This window comes from Alkalihalobacillus sp. FSL W8-0930 (assembly GCA_037965595.1).
GTDB lineage: Bacteria > Bacillota > Bacilli > Bacillales > Bacillaceae_D > Alkalicoccobacillus.
Genome location: CP150183.1, coordinates 1,355,214 through 1,374,236, shown reverse-complemented (window position 1 = coordinate 1,374,236; position 19,023 = coordinate 1,355,214). Strand labels below are relative to the sequence as shown.

The 19,023-nt window shown below is 40.4% G+C and carries 18 protein-coding genes; 8 read left to right on the top strand and 10 right to left on the bottom strand.

All coding sequences use genetic code 11. The features are described 5' to 3' along the window. Positions 1-69 precede the first annotated feature (69 nt). Entirely contained in the window at positions 70-1,593 is a 1,524-nt protein-coding gene (locus NSQ54_07265; GenBank protein WYP27879.1) for an FAD-dependent monooxygenase, read from the top strand. A 56-nt stretch (positions 1,594-1,649) separates the two neighbouring features. Here NSQ54_07265 and NSQ54_07260 read toward each other — a convergent pair whose 3' ends face one another. Next, entirely contained in the window at positions 1,650-2,444 is a 795-nt protein-coding gene (locus NSQ54_07260) for an SGNH/GDSL hydrolase family protein (protein ID WYP27878.1), read from the bottom strand. A 98-nt stretch (positions 2,445-2,542) separates the two neighbouring features. Here NSQ54_07260 and NSQ54_07255 point away from each other — a divergent pair, with 98 nt between their 5' ends. Then, a complete protein-coding gene (locus NSQ54_07255) occupies positions 2,543-3,553 on the top strand; it encodes an NADP-dependent oxidoreductase (protein ID WYP27877.1) in 1,011 nt (336 codons plus the stop codon). Positions 3,554-3,666: 113 nt separating this feature from the next. Here the strand turns inward: NSQ54_07255 and NSQ54_07250 are convergent, their stop codons facing one another. Next, entirely contained in the window at positions 3,667-3,927 is a 261-nt protein-coding gene (locus tag NSQ54_07250) for a hypothetical protein (protein WYP27876.1), read from the bottom strand. A 308-nt stretch (positions 3,928-4,235) separates the two neighbouring features. Here NSQ54_07250 and NSQ54_07245 point away from each other — a divergent pair, with 308 nt between their 5' ends. Beyond that, positions 4,236-4,577: a PH domain-containing protein gene (locus tag NSQ54_07245; protein WYP27875.1), complete on the top strand. Its 342-nt coding sequence runs from the start codon at positions 4,236-4,238 to the stop codon at positions 4,575-4,577. Between the two features lie 351 nt (positions 4,578-4,928). Here the strand turns inward: NSQ54_07245 and sigK are convergent, their stop codons facing one another. The 6 genes from sigK to NSQ54_07215 all read right to left on the bottom strand — a co-directional run bounded on the left by sigK (position 4,929) and on the right by NSQ54_07215 (position 11,173). Next, complete coding sequence (sigK, locus tag NSQ54_07240; GenBank protein ID WYP27874.1) at positions 4,929-5,633, bottom strand: RNA polymerase sporulation sigma factor SigK; 705 nt, start codon at positions 5,631-5,633, stop codon at positions 4,929-4,931. Between the two features lie 115 nt (positions 5,634-5,748). Then, a complete protein-coding gene (locus NSQ54_07235) occupies positions 5,749-6,939 on the bottom strand; it encodes an aminotransferase class I/II-fold pyridoxal phosphate-dependent enzyme (GenBank protein WYP27873.1) in 1,191 nt (396 codons plus the stop codon). Between the two features lie 132 nt (positions 6,940-7,071). Further along, positions 7,072-7,770, bottom strand: a complete 699-nt coding sequence (locus NSQ54_07230) for a histidine phosphatase family protein (protein ID WYP27872.1) — start codon at positions 7,768-7,770, stop codon at positions 7,072-7,074. Between the two features lie 65 nt (positions 7,771-7,835). Continuing rightward, entirely contained in the window at positions 7,836-9,035 is a 1,200-nt protein-coding gene (locus NSQ54_07225) for a Bcr/CflA family multidrug efflux MFS transporter (protein WYP27871.1), read from the bottom strand. Between the two features lie 95 nt (positions 9,036-9,130). Beyond that, positions 9,131-9,652 carry a ribonuclease H-like YkuK family protein gene (locus tag NSQ54_07220; protein WYP27870.1) on the bottom strand — a complete coding sequence of 174 codons (522 nt, stop codon included), beginning with the start codon at positions 9,650-9,652 and terminating at the stop codon, positions 9,131-9,133. 123 nt (positions 9,653-9,775) lie between these two features. Next, positions 9,776-11,173: an L-cystine transporter gene (locus NSQ54_07215; protein ID WYP28518.1), complete on the bottom strand. Its 1,398-nt coding sequence runs from the start codon at positions 11,171-11,173 to the stop codon at positions 9,776-9,778. 247 nt (positions 11,174-11,420) lie between these two features. On the opposite strand from NSQ54_07215, the gene NSQ54_07210 reads away from it, so the two are divergent. Then, positions 11,421-12,272: a transporter substrate-binding domain-containing protein gene (locus NSQ54_07210; GenBank protein WYP27869.1), complete on the top strand. Its 852-nt coding sequence runs from the start codon at positions 11,421-11,423 to the stop codon at positions 12,270-12,272. A 17-nt stretch (positions 12,273-12,289) separates the two neighbouring features. Next, the gene (locus NSQ54_07205) at positions 12,290-12,952 is read left to right on the top strand and encodes an ABC transporter permease subunit (GenBank protein ID WYP27868.1); all 663 of its coding nucleotides are present in this window, start codon (positions 12,290-12,292) and stop codon (positions 12,950-12,952) included. 264 nt (positions 12,953-13,216) lie between these two features. Here NSQ54_07205 and NSQ54_07200 read toward each other — a convergent pair whose 3' ends face one another. Next, a complete protein-coding gene (locus NSQ54_07200) occupies positions 13,217-14,389 on the bottom strand; it encodes a M20 family metallopeptidase (GenBank protein ID WYP27867.1) in 1,173 nt (390 codons plus the stop codon). Between the two features lie 195 nt (positions 14,390-14,584). Here NSQ54_07200 and NSQ54_07195 point away from each other — a divergent pair, with 195 nt between their 5' ends. Beyond that, a complete protein-coding gene (locus NSQ54_07195) occupies positions 14,585-15,916 on the top strand; it encodes a Na+/H+ antiporter NhaC family protein (protein WYP28517.1) in 1,332 nt (443 codons plus the stop codon). Between the two features lie 51 nt (positions 15,917-15,967). On the opposite strand, the gene NSQ54_07190 is transcribed toward NSQ54_07195, so the two are convergent. Then, the gene (locus tag NSQ54_07190; protein ID WYP27866.1) at positions 15,968-16,951 is read right to left on the bottom strand and encodes a phosphotransferase; all 984 of its coding nucleotides are present in this window, start codon (positions 16,949-16,951) and stop codon (positions 15,968-15,970) included. Positions 16,952-17,114: 163 nt separating this feature from the next. Here NSQ54_07190 and NSQ54_07185 point away from each other — a divergent pair, with 163 nt between their 5' ends. Beyond that, positions 17,115-18,107 (top strand): lipoate--protein ligase, encoded by a 993-nt coding sequence (locus NSQ54_07185; protein ID WYP27865.1) that lies wholly within the window; start codon positions 17,115-17,117, stop codon positions 18,105-18,107. A 186-nt stretch (positions 18,108-18,293) separates the two neighbouring features. After that, positions 18,294-18,917 carry a CoA pyrophosphatase gene (locus tag NSQ54_07180; protein ID WYP27864.1) on the top strand — a complete coding sequence of 208 codons (624 nt, stop codon included), beginning with the start codon at positions 18,294-18,296 and terminating at the stop codon, positions 18,915-18,917. The last annotated feature ends 106 nt before the right edge of the window (positions 18,918-19,023 follow it).

Sequence of the window (19,023 nt, the reverse complement as noted above, 5' to 3'; positions counted from 1 at the left end):
TTTTCGTTTAAAATGAGTCGATCGAGGGAATTTGTAGTAGATAAACCGTCAGTGATTGGAGTGATTACAATGGAGCAACCTTTCGTATTAATAGTTGGAGCCGGTCCTACCGGATTAGCTTTGGCGCATAGACTGACGCATTACAACATTCCCTTCCGAATTATTGATAAACGTCCTGGACCAGACCATAAATCTAGAGCCATCGGTATTCATGCCCGAACTCTTGAGCACTACGATCAATTACAGGTCGCAGATGATGCAGTAAACCTCGGTATTAAGATGCCTGCCGCTCACATACACAAAGATACAAAAGAAGTTGGTTACGTGAATCTTGGTAACATTGGCAAGGGGATAAGTCCCTTTCCTTTTGTATTAAGTCTCCCTCAAGACGAACATGAAGAATTACTTGTACACCAATTAAAAAGACTTGGAATCACGGTTGATTGGCAAACGGAGCTTCTTTCATTTAAAGAGACGTCAGAAGGAGTTGAAGCCGTTATTGCATGTGATCATCAAGAGGAAACCGTAAATGTCACATATCTCTGTGGATGTGATGGTGCAAGAAGTATGATCCGCCAAACGCTCGATATTTCGTTTGAAGGAAGTACATACAAAGATTTATTTTATATCGCTGATGTAGAAGCTAAAGGACAGGCGACATCTTTTACAGATATTAATTTAGCTCTTTCTAAAAAAGGATTTTGCATGGTTTTACCTGTAAAAAGCAAAGGCACTCAACGTCTCGTAGGGATTGTTCCACGTCTTATAGCAGAAAAGCCCGATTTAAGCTTTTGGGATATTGAGCCTTCCCTCCAATCGTTAATGAATATTCGAGTTAAAAACGTTAATTGGTTTTCGTCCTTTAAAGTTCACAAACGAGTTGCGGCAACCTTTAGAAAAGGACACGTCTTTTTGTTAGGAGATGCTGCACATATCCATAGCCCTACAGGAGCACAAGGGATGAATACGGGAATAGGTGATGCGGTGAATCTCTCCTGGAAATTAGCTTCCGTATTAAAGAAAAATGCAAACCCTGCCATCTTACAAACATATGGTCTGGAAAGAAGAAAATTCGCTCGTCAGCTTGTCGCAACCACGGATCAGGCATTTAAAGCGATGGTTAGTCGGAACATTCGAGGATCTCTCCTTAGAAGATTTGTTCTCCCGCGTATGGTCCCAGTAGCAAGTCGGTTTTCATTCAGCCGTAAGCTAGCATTCCGCTACCTCTCTCAAATCCACGTACGCTATCGAAAAAGCGTTTTAAGCGAAGGACGCGCAGGCTCATTAAAGGGTGGAGATCGACTGCCATGGCTTCATTCAAATAGCATCAATAACTACGATTCACTTCAAACCGCAGATTGGCAGATTCATGTATATGGAAAACCTACAGAAGAACTGGAGAGTTTTTGTCGGAACTACCCTCTTCCCTTGTTGAGCTGGGACTGGGAGTCCGAATACAAGAAAGCAAAATTCAAAGAAAATACTCTTTATCTCGTTCGACCTGATGGGCACTTAGCTTTTATTAACGAACACCAAAATGTAGATAAGCTGATGACGTACTTAACGACATTTAATGTGTCAGCCATTAATTAGAAGTATTTAATAAAGCGAATGCCCGTCTGAAAAACGAGCATTCGCTTTTAAAATGCCTATGCTTGAATCATTGACTCATTTAATAAATCAAACCACATCTGATAGCCCTCATCGTTTGGATGAGTCCCATCATCTAACAAAGAATCTAAGTCCATCCCTTCCTCCTCCATTTGTCTATTCCATGCCGTATAACTATCAAAATAGTCCCATCCCGATTCAATGATGAACTCTTCTGTTTCGTAAACATAATCCTCAAAATCTAAGTCAGAAGTAGCAACTGAATACATCGATTCGTTGATCGGATTCGGAGCCATGAATACCAGGTATGCATTTGGAAGTTCTTCTTCAATCTTTTGAGCTGCCAACTTGATTGAATCTTTTGTTTCATCCATTGGTTCATCATGATAATAGCTGTTAATGACACTCGTCTCAAACAAAATGATATCTGGGGACGCTTGAATGAGTTCATCCACATCTCCCTCGTCAATTAAATCACTGACTTTAAATCCACTCACCGCGAAGTTTGTCACTCTTACGTTTTGATCTGAGTCGTTTAACGATGCTTCAAGCAGTGATGGCCATGCTTGATTGTACTCGCTTGCGCCTTGCCCTTCCGCTACACTGCTCCCAATAACCGCAATCTCAACAGGTGAATCCTGATCATTTCTGGCGCTTAACTCATCTTGAAAGGAGTCCTCTGATTGCGCTTGAATAAATAGATTGTCACTAGACGTTACAGGACTGCTCTCTTCTCTTATCCCAGCCTCATCTGCATCAAGATTCATCATAAACCAAACACCACCAACAACCACGACAACAAACATTAATATGAAAATATACGATTTCTTCATCTTATCCAACTCCTACATTAATTCATAAGCATACGCTTTTCTTTCTATACCCTACCTGTGTTAAAGTGAACTGAATCACAAATCAGGAGGGATTTATTATGCCTAAACAACTACTTTTTAAAGAAAGACCAAACGGATTACCCGACTCTAACACATTCTCAGTTGAGGAAATTGATAAAGGAACTCCTAAAGAAAATGAACTTCTAGTAAAAACGTTGTACCTTTCCGTTGATCCTTACATGCGTGGAAGAATGTCCGATGCTAAATCATACATTGCCCCCTTTGAAATAGATAAACCGATTGCAGGTGGAGGCATTGCACAAGTAGTCGAATCCAAAAATGATTCGATTAAAGAAGGAACCATTGTCACAGGTTTTCTTCCTTTCCAGGAATACGCAGTTGTTCCAGCTGACCAAGTGCGCGTTCTAGACATGCACGGAGCTCCCATTTCTGCTGCATTAGGTGCATTAGGTATGCCTGGATTAACAGCTTATTTTGGATTAAACGATATTGGACAACCTAAAGAAGGCGAAACCGTTGTAATCTCTGGTGCTGCTGGAGCAGTTGGCTCTATTGCTGGTCAATTGGCCCGCCTAAAAGGCTGCCGCGTTGTTGGAATCGTTGGCTCCAAGGAAAAAGAAGAGCTTCTTGTGAACGAATTTGGATTCGATGCAGCTGTAAACTACAAAGACGATCAATACGCTGAGCTACTGAAACAAGCGTGTCCAGACGGCATAGACGTGTACTTTGAAAACGTCGGTGGCGAGGTATCTGATCACGTATGGCCGCTACTAAATCCGCTTGCACGTATCCCTGTTTGCGGAGCGATCGCAAGCTACAACCTGAAAAAAGGTGAACAGGACCATGGACCACGAGTTCAAACGTATCTAGTTAAAACAAGAGCAAGAATGCAAGGATTCCTTTACGGCGATTACGCAGACCAATACGAAACTGCTTACCGCGAGATGAGTGAATATGTTAAAAACAAGGATATTGTCTTCAAAGAAACCATCCTTGAAGGGTTTGACCGAATTCCAGAAGCCTTTAACGGTTTATTCAGCGGTCAAAACATTGGCAAGCAGCTTGTTAAAGTAGCTGACCCTTCCTAATTAAAATAACAAAAAGCCATAAGAACATTCGGTTTCCCGATTCTTATGGCTTTTTGTCATGAAAAAAGTCGGTTGCTTCTCTATAGCCTATCCATTCAACCATTAAACTCATTTTATTTTTTCACACTAAATTCTTGAGCAAACTTATCTAAAAAAACAACATTTTGTTTTGTCACTTTTCGAAACTGACACACATCACGATGAATATCCGCAGTATGTACCATCTTTCGATACAACGTAGTGTCTACTGATTCCCTACAATGGGATACGATGGTTTTAAGTGAATGCTGCATGTGAGGAGGTACAGCATGTTTTTTAATAATGCCCTGATGGATGATTAAAATAAATGAATAAGCTTCAACGTTATACTTCATGACATACACCCTTATCACTATATTATTTCTATATTATGTATTTTATCTAAAAATAATTAGATGATCAAGCAATAACTACTCAAAAATAGGTATTTAGACATGATTTAAATGTAATGATATAGATCCCTCCTCCTAACACGGTAGTACAAAAAGACTAATCATCTGTACATGTTAGGATATTGAAAATCTGTACGAAAATAAGACAACTACAAAAGGTCGTTGAGCTTTTATAGCTAACTTAATTCAATTAACCAAAAAAGCAAATTTTATTGTATAATGGAATTAACTACCTATAAGGATGTGACCATATGACCACATTTAAAGAGCAAGTGGCTCCTCTTGGGAAGACTTATGTACTCGTATATCATACGCACTTAAAAACACTTCAAAATCTCTTAGAACCAGATGAATCAATCCTTACGATCGGCGCCCAATCCATTCAAGGGAATAGGATATTCGCGATTACGGAAAATCGCTTAATCATTGTAAAAGGTAGGGAGCACCAAGCATTTGAACGGGATAAAATCCAAAACATAAGAGTGAAACCTAAAATGCTTAACCATGACGTTTCTTTTAACTACAATGAGGAGAAATATCATTATTTACCCGAAGAAGGTACCAAGCTTTTCTCACCTTTAACAGATTCATAAGTACATAATGAGTAAGGGGCTGAGGCTCTTTGGATCTCGTTTAATGTCAACGTGGTAACTGAATTGCAATAATAATAAAAAACCCAACCACTTCTTTACTATGGTTGGGTTTTTTTATAATCACTTCGACAATATCATTCGCATCTTCCTGAAGCACATCGATAAGATTCAATTCATTTCCATCTTTATCTGTACCGCTCCGATCGTACAGGGGGCATCTTTACGGATTTTTTTGAGTGCCGCAGATGCATGAGTATTTCGTTCTCTATACATCATCTCGCTACATAAGTCTCCCACAAAAGAGTGTATTTAAAATCTTTTGCGTAAGAAAGGCTAGTTATGACCTAGCCCTCACCCTTTCCCTTTACTCTGCTTATAAAACTCATGAAACAACTTCATCAAAGCGCGCTTTTCAATTCGTGAGACGTAACTTCGGGAAATGCCTAATTCCTTAGCAATTTCTCGCTGAGTCCGTTCTTCTTCTAAACTTAACCCAAACCGGCCGACAATGACTTCTTTTTCACGATCATCCAACACATGTATAAACTCGTAGATCTGCTTTTTCTCCATTTTCGTTTGGATCACATCGACAATGTCATCGGCATCCTCCTGGAGTACATCAATTAAAGTGATTTCATTTCCCTCTTTATCTGTCCCAATCGGATCGTGCAGCGAGACATCTTTACGAACCTTTTTAAGCGCACGAAGATGCATGAGTATTTCGTTCTCTATACATCTTGCCGCATACGTTGCGAGCTTTGTGCCTTTTCCTTCTGAATAGCTTTCAATTGCTTTAATTAAACCAATAGTCCCAATTGAAATAAGATCCTCTGTGTCCTCACGCGTATTCTCAAATTTCTTGACGATGTGAGCAACGAGTCTTAAATTATGCTCAATAAGTAAGTTACGGGCTTCCGGATCGCCTTCTGCCATTAACGCTAAGTATTTTCGTTCCTCCTCTTTTTTTAATGGCTGAGGAAAAGCATTATTCTTTACATATGATACAAACACAACCACTTCTTTAACGAAAAAGGAGATTGCTGCAAGTATCCCCATACGTCACCCCCAAAAATCTGTTTCTTATGCTTATGCGGGAGTGGGCTTGGTCGTGTCTGTACCGTTAAAGATCATAAATGTTTAATATGGATTATCTAATATAAACGATTTAAATTTAAAGTCCCTTTTCCTCATCCACAATGTTCTTGATGACTTCAACAGTGTAATCTAGATCCTCTTTTGTATGAATGGCACTCATAAAAAAACGAATTCTTGATTCTGTTTCTTTTACTGCGGGATAAATGATGGGCATTGCATTAACTCCTTGTTCGTATAGCTTCTCTGCGAACCATAAGGCTTTCTCTGAATCTCCAACGATAAGAGGAACAACTGGTGAATTCTTACTTAGGCCTGTGTCTACTCCTAAATCAACGAGTTTCCCTAAAAAATAGTCGGCATTCTGTAAGAGCTTCTCTACAAGCTCTGGTTTTCTCTGAATCTCATCAAGTGAGGCTTGGGCCGCCGCCGCATTAGCCGGCGTCATCCCTACACTGAACACAAAGCCAGGAAGGTTATAGCGTAAAAAGGTAATGAGCGATTTGTTTCCTGCAATATATCCCCCACAACTATTCAGTGATTTACTCATCGATCCCATAAGCACGTCAACATTTGTAGGATCAATTCCGTAATAGCTCGTTATGCCTCTGCCACCCCGACCGATTGTCCCAATTGAATGAGCCTCGTCCACCATTAGTAAACAATCATATTGGTGTTTTAGAGAAATGAGCTCTGGTAGCTTACAGAGGTCTCCATCCATGCTATAAACGCCTTCAACGATGAGTAAAACATTTCGATACTTGTGTCTAAATCTCTTTAACAGCTTGTCGAGATGAAGCATGTCGTTATGCTTGAATCGGATCATTTTTGATCCTGAAAGCTGCACCCCTTGCATAATACTGTTATGCACAAGTGCATCACAAATTACTAAATCTGATGAGTCTACTAACTGTGCAATTGTATTTACATTTGTACTGTGTCCGCCTACTTGAACAATACTATCCTCAACTCCTAAAAAGTCAGCAATATTGCGCTCAAGAGATCGATGCAACGGAATTTCACCACTTAATAATCGACTACTTGAAACAGACGTCCCATACTGCTGAATCGCTTGAATCACAGCTTCGTTGATTTCGTTTGTTCCATTTAACCCTAGATAATTGTACGTGGAATAGTTTATTTTACTTATGCCGTTCACTTTTATCTTGTTTGTTGCCACTCCTTCATTCACTCGAAAAAATGGTAGCTTATCCAAACTCGTATCCAACTGCTGAAATTGACGAAATCCAGGAATCATCTCTAAACTCATACAATATCATCCTTTCAAGTAAGATATATGTATAAGTTCGATTCCATTCACGTAAATCCTTTTATATACAGAAATTAAACATTTGTGTAAAAAAAAGAGCCTTCCTTTTATCAAGGCGAGGCTCTAAAGTAATTACTCAGCTACAATCGTTTCAACAAGTAAATCTGTATTATTAACGGAGCCAAATGTATGGAAGGCACCTGCTTTATAAATAAGCTCTGAGATACTTGTATTTTCAATTTTTAAGTAACCTTGTTTATAATTTAAGATGTGTAGGATCACGCGAATGCTTAGTCCGTGAGAGACAATGTAAATGTTCTCATGCCCGTTTTTCGCTGCATCGTCGACAATCACTTGTAAGGAATCAAGTAGTCTAGTTGTATAGGCTTCCCACTCTTCTGCTTCCGGATCAAGCTGTGAAACTGCTTGGCAGATTTCATCAATGCCAGCTGTTTTGTACATTTCTTCTTTATCTTCAGCTTGTCCATTAGAAAGCTTTTCACGAACCTCGTCCCAAAGCACTGGGTTCGGTCCACCCTCATAATTTCCAAAGTACATTTCTCTTAATCCCTTGACCGTTTTTAATTCGATATCATGTTTTTCACTATTCTCTCGAATCAGGGTTGCTGTTTCAACGGCTCGACCACTGTCACTAGAATAGATTGCGTCAATGCTTCGATCCTTTAAACCCCGTCCTAGGCGCGCTGCAACCGTGCGTCCTGTTTCAGTTAAAGGCGTATCTGACCACCCCTGTACTTTATCCTGGAAATTAAAGATGGTTTGCCCGTGACGAATAAGGTGCAGTTTAATATCTTTCTCTATATGAGTCATAAGCGCCTCCTATTGTGGTTTTTCTACAGTAAAAATGATACACCTCTAAACTTCATGCTGCAATGTTAAGCTTCTTCCTTTGTTGTGATAAAGAAAAAACAGCCTAGCGCAAGTACACACGTACTAAACAAAATCAAACCCATTGGAACCGCCGATGCTTCCGCAAGTCCAACAAGCGGTGCGACCATTGCGCCAATTAATAATGGAAACAAGCCCAGTAAGGCACTTGCACTTCCGGCACGGTGCGCTTGTTTTTTAATGCCTAATGTATACGAAGTGGTTAAAATCGTTCCCATACTCATCATGTAGATAAAGATCGGAACCACAATCCATACGAGTGGAGCTTCAATCATTGTCATAAGTAGTAAAAAAATCGTTGCACTTGTAGCTAGGATCACACCGGATCGTAAAAGAATTCGCTCTTGGATTTTTCCTACAAACCTTCCGACAATCCACGTTCCACTAATGATAGCTAGGCCGTTTATACCAAACAATATACTAAAAGTTTGAGGCGAGACACCGTATATTCCTTGGTAAACAAAAGGTGTACCGGATACATAAGCAAAGCTTCCACCATGAGCAAAACCTAATGTTAACGCGTAACCGATAAATGAACGGTCTCTAAATAGTTCGGCAAATGTTTTTAAAGTAAATGATAACGAGCTTGGTGTCCTTCTTTCTGGTGGATGACTTTCTTTCAGCCTCCACAACACCATCCCAACAATCAGTACGCCAACAAAAGAAAGAAAATAAAAAATTGTACTCCAGTTCGAGAATGGGAACCACAGAATGGCTCCACCAATAATCGGTGCTACAAGTGGAGCTACCGCATTAATCACCATTAATAAGGCAAAGAATTTCGTTAGCTCTGTGCCACTGAAGACGTCTCGTACCACTGCTCGTGAGATGACGACTCCACCTGCAGCTGTGAAGCCTTGAAGGAAGCGACCAATAATGAGCCAGGTAATGTTTGGAGCAAGCGCGCACAATAATGAAGCGAGCGCAAAAAGAATAACAGAAATCACAAGCGGTTTACGCCTACCCTGCGAGTCACTTATGGGACCAACAACAACCTGTCCAACGGCAAGTCCAAACAAACAAGCCGTTAAGCTAAGCTGCACAAGGGATTCTCGCGCTTTGAGATCTGTTGCGATATCAGGAAAGCTTGGCAGGTACATATCAATATTCAGCGGGCCAAGTACCGCAAGCATACTAAGTAAAAGGGCAAGAGCCAATCGTTCTTTCCCAGTGGGGTTATGTGTCATACATCGTTCTCCTCTTGTAAACAACATTCATATATTTTCTAGACAAACGTTAGTCTACGTGAGGATATGCATTCTGTCTAGTCGCAAAGACTTTTTTACTTTGTGTACCGGTTCGCATAGCTACTAGCAACAAATGAATCTGGTTTAATCTTTGGTTCAAGGCCTGACGACTCAATACGTCCCGTCATTTCCCGTACAAATTCCCTTGTACGATTTTTTTTGCCTGCGCCTATGTCGATATGACCTTCTATAGAGAATGTTGCACCATCATAGATACGCGGAAGAATCAATTGAATTAACTCATCCTTATGGCGTTCAGAAAAGAGTGAAGCGATTTCTTCTGTTAGCGAGGTTTCGTAGGAGATTCGTTCATGAAGCTGCAGCATTTTACGCTCAACAATCGTTTTTGTTGCACATGCCCATACACCACGACCTAATCGTTGAATGACGATTCCAGTGATAAAACGAGTTTGTTTAGGATGAACTTGTGAATCGGTTCCAAGCATTAGCTTATAATCTGCAATTGGTTGTGTCTGCATGAATGATTTAATGTTGCGAAATACGTCCTCAAACAACATCTCCTTATCATGGAGATTGTAAAATGTCCTAGGTTGCATGCAGCATTCGCTCCCTTTCATTTCCCTTGTCATCCTAGTATATGCAGCAAAAACCATTCATGATGCACAAGCACAAAAAAAGACGAACACCCATCAACTGATGAAGTGTTCGTCTTATAGAATTTAAGCTTCTAGTTCCTGTGTATCTAAACGTCTGTTTGGATCATTATAGACAGACTGATCAATCTGTTTAGTTACTTTACTTGTGAACAAACCAGAAACCATACTTCCGCTTACATTAAGTGCTGTACGTCCCATATCAATTAATGGTTCAACAGAGATTAAGACACCTGCTAAAGCGATTGGTAAGTCAAGTGCAGAAAGAACAAGGATGGCTGCAAATGTTGCTCCGCCCCCTACTCCAGCTACACCAAATGAACTAATCGCAACAACGAAGATTAAGAAAATCAAAAAGTCTGGTGCAAGTGGATTAATACCGACAGTTGGTGCGATCATAACAGCTAGCATTGCAGGATAGATTCCTGCACAACCATTCTGTCCAATTGAAAGACCAAACGAACCAGCAAAGTTTGCAATCCCTTCAGGTACACCTAATTGTTTTTGCGTTTGAATGTTCATTGGCAAGGCACCTGCACTCGTTCTTGATGTGAATGCAAAGGCCAACACTGGAAATGCTTTTCTCAAATATGTAACTGGACTTAAGCCAATTACAGATACAATCAGTAGGTGAACTAAGAACATCGCAATTAATGCAACATAGGAAGCTGCCACGAATTCACCTAGACTGACTATAGCATTTAAATCACTTGTTGCCACCGTACGTGTCATGATGGCAAGTACCCCATATGGAGTTAAGCGAAGAATTAATGTAACAACGCGCATCACAATGGCATAGACCGTTTCTGTAATCTTAGCAAAATGCTCTGCTTGCTCAGGTTGCTTACGCTTAATACCAAGATAAGCCAAGCCAAGGAAAGCAGCAAAGATAACGACAGCAATCGTAGATGTTGCACGCTGACCCGTGAAGTCTAAGAATGGATTAGACGGGATAAGCTCTATGATTTGTTGTGGCAACGTATCCGCTTGTATACCGGCAGACGTTTCCTCAAGCGAAGATCCACGACTTGTTTCAGCTTCACCCTGAGTAATTTGATCTGCATTTAAATCAAATAGGGATGCAGAAGCAATTCCTATTGTGGCTGCAATCGCAGTTGTCGCAATTAACGTTCCTAAGATAAGTGCACTAATTTTACCTAAGTTACTCGTGAACGTTAGGCGAGTAAAAGCTGAAAGAATGGAAATAAAGACAAGTGGCATGACAATCATTTGTAAGAATCGTACATACCCGCTTCCAATAATACTCATCCAATCCGCTGATGTTTCAATAACAAATGAGTCTGAATCAAACAAGAATTGAAGGGCTAATCCAAACAAAATTCCGAGTCCTAGACCTGTAAATACACGCTTGGAGAAAGAGATGTGCTTTTTCTGCATATAGAAAAGCAGCCCAACGAATCCAAGAAGAACAGCTAAAATAATGACAACATACAAAGTATCCAGTTTTGTTCACTCCTCTAATGATGATAGCTTTGTTATTCTAATCCCGTTATTCATATCTGTCAAGTAGGGATAATTCAATCTATGCACGCTTGCTTAGTTTATGAGTAATGCGTGCTTTTAGTCAAATAAAAAACACTACTTCACTTAAATACACAGCTCACCCAATTGATATCCCCTATCATTCATGCCATAATCACTAAGGAGACTAAACATATACTACAACTACACGTTTATGGAGGAAGATTGCATGTTTGAATCAATCAAAAAGCCACACGTTTTAAAAAGCACAACCGCACTTACCGGTGTAGCTCTACTGGGATTACTAGGAGCTTGCTCGAGTGATGATGAAGGAAATTCACTTTGGAGCGACATTCAGGAAAAAGGGACCATTGTTGTCGGCACTTCAGGTACACTTTATCCCACTTCCTATCACGCAGAGGATAGTGATGAGTTAACAGGGTATGAAGTTGAGGTCCTACGTGAGGTCGCAAATCGGTTAGATCTTGACATTGAGTTTAGTGAAATGGGGATCGACAACCTCTTAACCGCTGTTGACAATGGACGAGTAGATATTGCCGCAAATGATATTGACATTACAGATGAGCGTAAAGAGAAATTCAATTTCTCTGATCCATACAAACATTCTTATGGTTCTGCGATTGTACGTAGTGAAGATCTATCTGGTATTGAAACACTTGATGACTTAGATGGGAAAAAAGCTGGTGGAGCTGCAACAACGATCTATACACAGATTGGAATTGAGCACGGAGCTGAAGAAGTGATTTATGATAACGTAACAAATGATACATACCTACGTGATGTAGAAAACGGACGCTTAGATGTTATTTTAAATGATTATTACCTACAAAGCTTAGCCGTTGAAGCTCTTCCTGAAATAGATGTGGTCGTCCACCCGACACTCGCCTATTTCCCAAATAGTCAAGGCATCATTATGAAAAAAGGGGAAGACGCGCTTCAAGAACAAATTAACGGTGTCATTGGGGACATGCTTGAAGATGGTACCATTTCCGACATTTCTCAGCAATTCTTCGGTGGAGCAGATGTGTCAGTAGAGCCTGACATTGACATAGAAGAATAGAGTATGGGAGTTACATCATGTTTGATTTAGATCTTGCTATTCGCTCAGTCCCCTATGTTTTACGGGGGCTCGGCTATACACTGCTCATTGCATTTGTAAGTATGGGAATTGGACTCATTCTCGGATTATTGATTGGACTGGCACGAAATTCATCGTCTATTTTTCTTCGTTATCCTGCCAGACTGTATATCTCCTTTATTCGAGGCGTTCCTATTCTTGTTATGCTGTTCTTGTTGTATCAGGGCCTTCCAGCGATCGGCATTCAGTTGAGTGCGGTTACCGCTGCCCTTATTGCTTTTACAATGAATGTGGCAGGTTATACAGCTGAAATTAACCGTGCAGCCATTGCCTCCATTGACCGTGGACAGTGGGAAGCAAGTCGAACCCTTGGCTTCACTTACTGGCACACATTAAAACGGATCATCATTCCACAGGCGACACTCGTTGCGACGCCTCCCCTTTTTAATGTGTTTCTTGATTTAATTAAAGCCACTTCTTTAGCCGCAATGATTACGGTCCCAGAGCTTATGCAAATGGCCAAAATCGTTGGCGGAAGAGAATTTGATTATTTCACCATGTATGTGTTATTAGCCTTTATTTATTGGGGACTGTGCACGATTGTTGCCATTCCGCAAAACTATGTAGAGAAACGTTTCTCGCGATATAAAATAAATGGGTAGAAAAAGCACGGAACATAACTTAAAATCACTTTGAAAAGGCGAATGATTCAATTGCAGAATCATTCGCCTTTCGTGATTATTTGAACAAGCGGAAGGAGAACCCGAGACTCCTACGGAACAGAACGCGGTGAAGACACTGTCGCGGCGCCCTATCCGCGAAAGGGGCTGGGGCCGTTCCCGTGGAAAGCGAGGGATTCTCCTGTAGCGGATATATTGCTATATTCGTGTTTGGATATCTACATTAACGTTCTGTCCAAGGCTCTCTTAGTTATCCTTCTTCCACTCATTAAATTCATCTTTCACTTTTTGCAACAGTTCTGGCTTTGTTAATAAGTCATAGCCTGTTAATGCCATAGACTTCGCGCCGAGTATCAGCCCTTCAAATCCTTCATCGCTTAATGCTGCTTCTCTAAACTCATGTGTATGATAATCAGCACCATTATCTGTGATCTTTACGTATGGATGAATGGATGGAACCACTTGGCTGACATTCCCCATGTCTAGAGAACCGCCATCTTCCTCTACTTTAATTTGATCTTTGCTTACACCTAGCTCAAGCGCATTTGCTGTATAGAGTGATGACAACGCATCGTTAGTGTTCATATCATCATACGAAAATTCATAGAACGAATACTCTAAGCGTGCGCCTGTAGCAAGTGCTGCTCCTTTTGCACAATTTTTCACCTTTTCAAGTATTGGTGTCAGGTCTGATCGTTTTGCTGAACGCACATAAAACTGAGCTTTTGCGTAATCAGGCACGATATTAGCCGCTTGTCCGCCATCAGTAATGATCCCGTGAATTCGAACATCCGAAGTGAGATGTTCACGTAGAGCATTAATACTGTTAAACGTTTGAATGACAGCATCAAGTGCATTAATACCTCTATGAGGTGAATTGGCAGCATGAGATGCACGACCAAAGAATTCAAACTGAATCGCATCCATAGCAAGAGACGAGCCACTTGCCATATGCTCTGCAGAAGGGTGAACCATCATTGCAGCATCTAAATGAGATAAGACTCCCTCATCAGACATATTGACTTTACCACCCTTTGTTTCCTCAGCTGGTGTTCCATATACATAAACAGCACCACCTGTCTCATCGATTACCTTGCTTAATGCAATACCTGCAGCAACAGCCATTGTCCCAATTAGATTATGTCCGCACGCGTGACCAAGATCAGGAAGAGCATCGTATTCTGCCATGTACCCAATTTTTGGTCCTGGCTTTCCACTATCATATACTGCTTCAAATGCTGTTTGTAATCCACATGTTCCAAGGCTTACTGAGAATCCTTCTTTAGATAGTTCATCTGTTAATGCCTTCGATGCTTTGAATTCCTCATGACCTAGCTCAGGGTTGTTTCCGATATATTGGCTGATCTGAAAATAGCTATCTCTCTTACTCTCAATTACTTCTTTTAATTTCTCTTTCACAAAAATCCCTCCATGTTTCCAAAAGACTAACTTGACTTTTCTATTGTATCCTTTATTCTATAAAAAGACAAAATACATTTCACTGTATAATTATTCTAGATTGGTAAGGTGTTTAAATTGATACAACAAGAGAAACAACTAACTAACAAGAAGCGGAAATGGGAATTACCACATACTTATGCAATTTTATCTTTTATGATTGTATTAGCTGCTCTATCAACTTACTTCTTAACGGCTGGCTCCTTTGAGAGAGTAGAAGAAAATGGACGAACGATATTGGTTGAAGGAAGCTATCAATCTGTTGAATCAAGTCCAATTACACCATTTGAAATTCTACAAGCCATTCCACTTGGGATGGAAGATTCGGCACAAATTATCTTTTATATATTCTTAATCGGAGGTACTTTTGGTGTCATTACTAAAACAGGAGCTATAGATGCTGCTGTTTATGCATTAGTCAATCGACTGAAGCATAATGGAGTCCTTTTATTACCCATCATTATGATTGCTTTCTCTATACCAGGTGCAACAATTGGCTTATCTGAAGAGGTTATCATCTTTGTTCCAATCGGTATAGCCGTTGCAAGAGCACTAGGCTATGATTCGATTACCGGGATGTCTATGCTTAGTCTCGGTGCTGTCTGTGGATTTGTTGGCGGGATGCTGAATCCATTCACAGTCGGGGTAGCGCAAACGATTGCTGAGGTTCCTTTATTTAGTGGAATTGGCTTCCGGTTTATTATCTATCTCATTTTCCTGATTACAGCCATTACACTTGTGATGAGTTATGCGATGAAAGTTAAAAAAGATCCTTCAAAAAGCTACTTGGCTGACCTACCAAAGCAAGATAGCATTGCTTCTGATAATACTGAACAAATTGCCTTCACACGCAAGCATGCCTTTGTTTTAATTTCGGTTGTCGCAGGTTTTGCGCTGAATGTAGTTGGAATCTTCCAATGGGATTGGTACTTAACTGAAATGACAGGTACATTCTTAGCCATTGGCCTTGTAGCTGGACTCATTGGTGGCTTACGGATTAACGGAACGTTCGAAGCCTTCACAAACGGCATGAAGGAAGTTGTCTATGGGGCGTTAATTGTTGGGTTTGCTCGCGCGATTTTAGTGGTAATGGAGCAAGGTCAAGTTCTAGATACCATTGTCTATCAGCTTTCAGAAATGATCAGTCAGATTCCAGGAACCTTTGCCGTAGTGGGTATGTTCTTTGTACAGTTATTTATTAACTTCTTCATCCCTTCAGGTAGTGGACAAGCAGCAACAACCATGCCAATTATGACGCCTCTATCGGATTTACTTGATATCCAACGTCAGGTTGCAGTGCTTGCTTACCAGTACGGAGATGGTGTCATGAGTATGATTAATCCGACAAACGGAGTATTAATGGCCTGCCTTGCTTTAGCTGGTATTCCATATACTCGTTGGATCAAGTATATTTGGAAATTGGTTGTTCTTTGGATTGTCATTGCCATCATTGGCCTCCTAGCTGCTGTATGGTTAGGCATTTCTTAACGTTTAAAAGAGCGGTCCCTTCAAATCTTGATGGGGACCGCTTTTCTATGCTTACCGCATTTGGTTAATCTCTTCAATTAACGATTTAGAAAGGCTTACTACCGGTGTCCGATCAAGGATTCTCCTATGCATGTCTTGGAGCTTATGACGAACTATTTTCTTTTTCTCATCTGGCAAATAAAGCTGCAAGTAACGATACGAATACAGTCGACGATATTCTAAAAAAATTGGTAATTGGCTCATCCAGTCTCCAAACATATCGACATGTTGAAACGTTTGTTCATACCCTTTAAACAATTCGGTTATAAAGATTCTAAGAAAGTCATGCCTTTCTGATTCTCGAACAAATTGCAGTGCATGATAAATCGAAATAGATATATCGTAAAAGAAGTAATTGTACTGAACATCGCTAAAATCAATTGGATATCCTTGACTATCATTAATCAATAAATTCTCATGATGTAAGTCATGATGAATAATTCCAAAGGTTTGATTGGATGTTGGTAAACCAGATGAGTAGTCAATCATTTCATGAAACCTTTGAAGCATTTGATCATCAAAGCTTTCATGAATCGCTAAATAACTAGACGTTGTACTCCAATGCGGGAGATCAAACTCTTCATCTGGCTCATTAAATGTCGAGGCTACCCGGTGCATACGTCCGAGTGTTCTTCCCCAGATACGATAAAAGTCCGCATTCCACTCCTTATATGGTAGAATTCTTCCATTAATTTTAGATGTGACGACATAATAATAGGTCTCTTCACCATCTGTCGTTTGTTTATAGACGGTCTGACCTGCAATCGTTTTTAGTATTTCTGGTACTGCAAGTCCACCCTCTTTTAGCGCATTCATCCAAATTAACTGAGACTGAAGCTGTCTAAGTGAAATGTCTTTTGAATGATACACTTTTAATATGTACTCTCTCTCTAGGTGCCGAACGACATACACTTGACCCGAAAATCCACCACCAGCCTTTTCTACAAGCTGTGCTTGGTACTTGACAGCCGCTTCTCTCACAAGGTTTTCCTTCAAGTGCCTCTCCCCCCTATTACTATTACGGACATCTTTAGGTAAAGTTACAGTATTTTGTTAAAAAAGATGCAAAATGCATATTAACAAGCTGTATACTCGACCCTAGGAGCAATTATGGCTATACTATAAGGAAAGAATGTATGAATTAAGGGAGCGATCCAACATGTTAAAATTTATTGATAACTCGGGAATTACAGACCCAGAACTTAACCTAGCCATTGAAGAATATGCGCTAAAAACACTTGATCCAAAGGATACGTATTTACTGTTTTATGTGAATCGCCCATCGATCATTATCGGTAAAAATCAAAATACATACGAAGAAATCAACCTTGACTATGTAAAGGAAAAAAATCTGTACGTTGTCAGACGCCTCTCTGGTGGTGGTGCAGTATATCATGATGAAGGGAATTTAAACTTCAGCTTTATCGCCGAAGATGATGGACACTCTTTTCATAACTTCAAAAAGTTTACGGAACCTGTCGTACAGGCTCTTGCAAAATTAGGCGTACAAGCTGAGCTTAGCGGACGTAACGATATTCACGTTGGAGAACGGAAAATCTCTGGTAATGCGCAATTTACTACAAAGGGACGTATGTTTAGTCACGGAACATTAATGCTTGATTCAGAAATTGAGAACGTCGTTTCTGCCTTAAATGTAAAGGACGAGAAAATTCGTTCAAAAGGAATTAAATCGATTCGAAGCCGTGTGGCCAATGTGAGTGAATTCCTAGAGCACCCTATTTCAATGGATGAATTTAAACAACTGCTTCTTCAATACATCTTTAATACAGATGGTGAGATTCCAACGTACACATTCACTGACGATGATTGGGAAGCCATCCACAAGCTCTCTAAAGAACGGTACCAAAATTGGGATTGGAACTACGGAAAGTCTCCTGCCTTTGATATGCAGCGCACAAAACGCTTTACAGGTGGAAATGTAGATGTTCGCTTGAATGTACGTCGCGGTCATATTGAAGACTGCAAGATTTACGGGGATTTCTTTGGTGTAAGAGATGTCAGTGAGCTTGAAGAATTACTTGTAGGCACAAGATATGATTCTGAGGAGCTAGCAAAAGCACTCAAAGATGTTGACATTTCTTCCTTCTTTGGCAAGGTCACAAAAGAAGAATTTCTGGACTTATTATACTAAAAAAGTGGCGGCTCGCTTAGCGAACCGCCCAATGGGGGAGAGTAGAGAGAACATTTTGGAAGCTAGGTCAATGACCTTTCCTACGTCTTACTTTAATGCAATTAGAATGAGGATACAGTAATTTTGTCATATATCCTTACACATTTTCTACCCTCACAACCCATTCACAATGAAGAAAGGATTCATATGAATGATATTCAATTAATCCAGTCGATTTTATCTAACCATAAACTTGATAAAAGTCGTGATGCTGCCATTGTTATTCCTCTTGTACGTGAGGAGGATCAAAGCTTATCAGTTTTGTTTGAGGTTCGTGCCTTGACGTTACGAAGTCAACCAGGTGAAATTTGTTTTCCAGGAGGACGTATTGATCCAGATGATGTGAACCCGCTGGCTGCTGCATGTCGCGAATTATGTGAAGAGCTCGGACTATCTCACAATGATTTTGACGTTCTTACGTCTTCTGCTCTAGAACCCGTGATGAGCCCAAGACGAGGGAAAATCTATCCTTATGTTTGTTATATCCAGGATCCAAGTGCAGTGAACCCAAATCAAGCAGAAGTATCTGCTACGTTTCGAGTTCCGCTATCCTATCTACTTGAGCATCCACCGAATGAACACAAGACCATGCTTCACCTTGAATTCTCAGAGGATTTCCCGCTTCATAAGATCGCCAATCAATCTGCCTATAAGGGACAAAAGCATACAATGACAGAGTATGTGTTTGAATACGATGGTCATGTGATCTGGGGCCTTACAGCTAGGTTACTTGTTGCTTTTCTTGCGATCTTACAAGAAGACCAAGATTAAATATAAAAAAAGCTGAGAGTTAATATTAATGGGGATAGCAAAACACGAACCTAGCACAATATCCGCTTCAGGAGAATCCCTCCCTTTCCGTGGGTACGGCCCATAG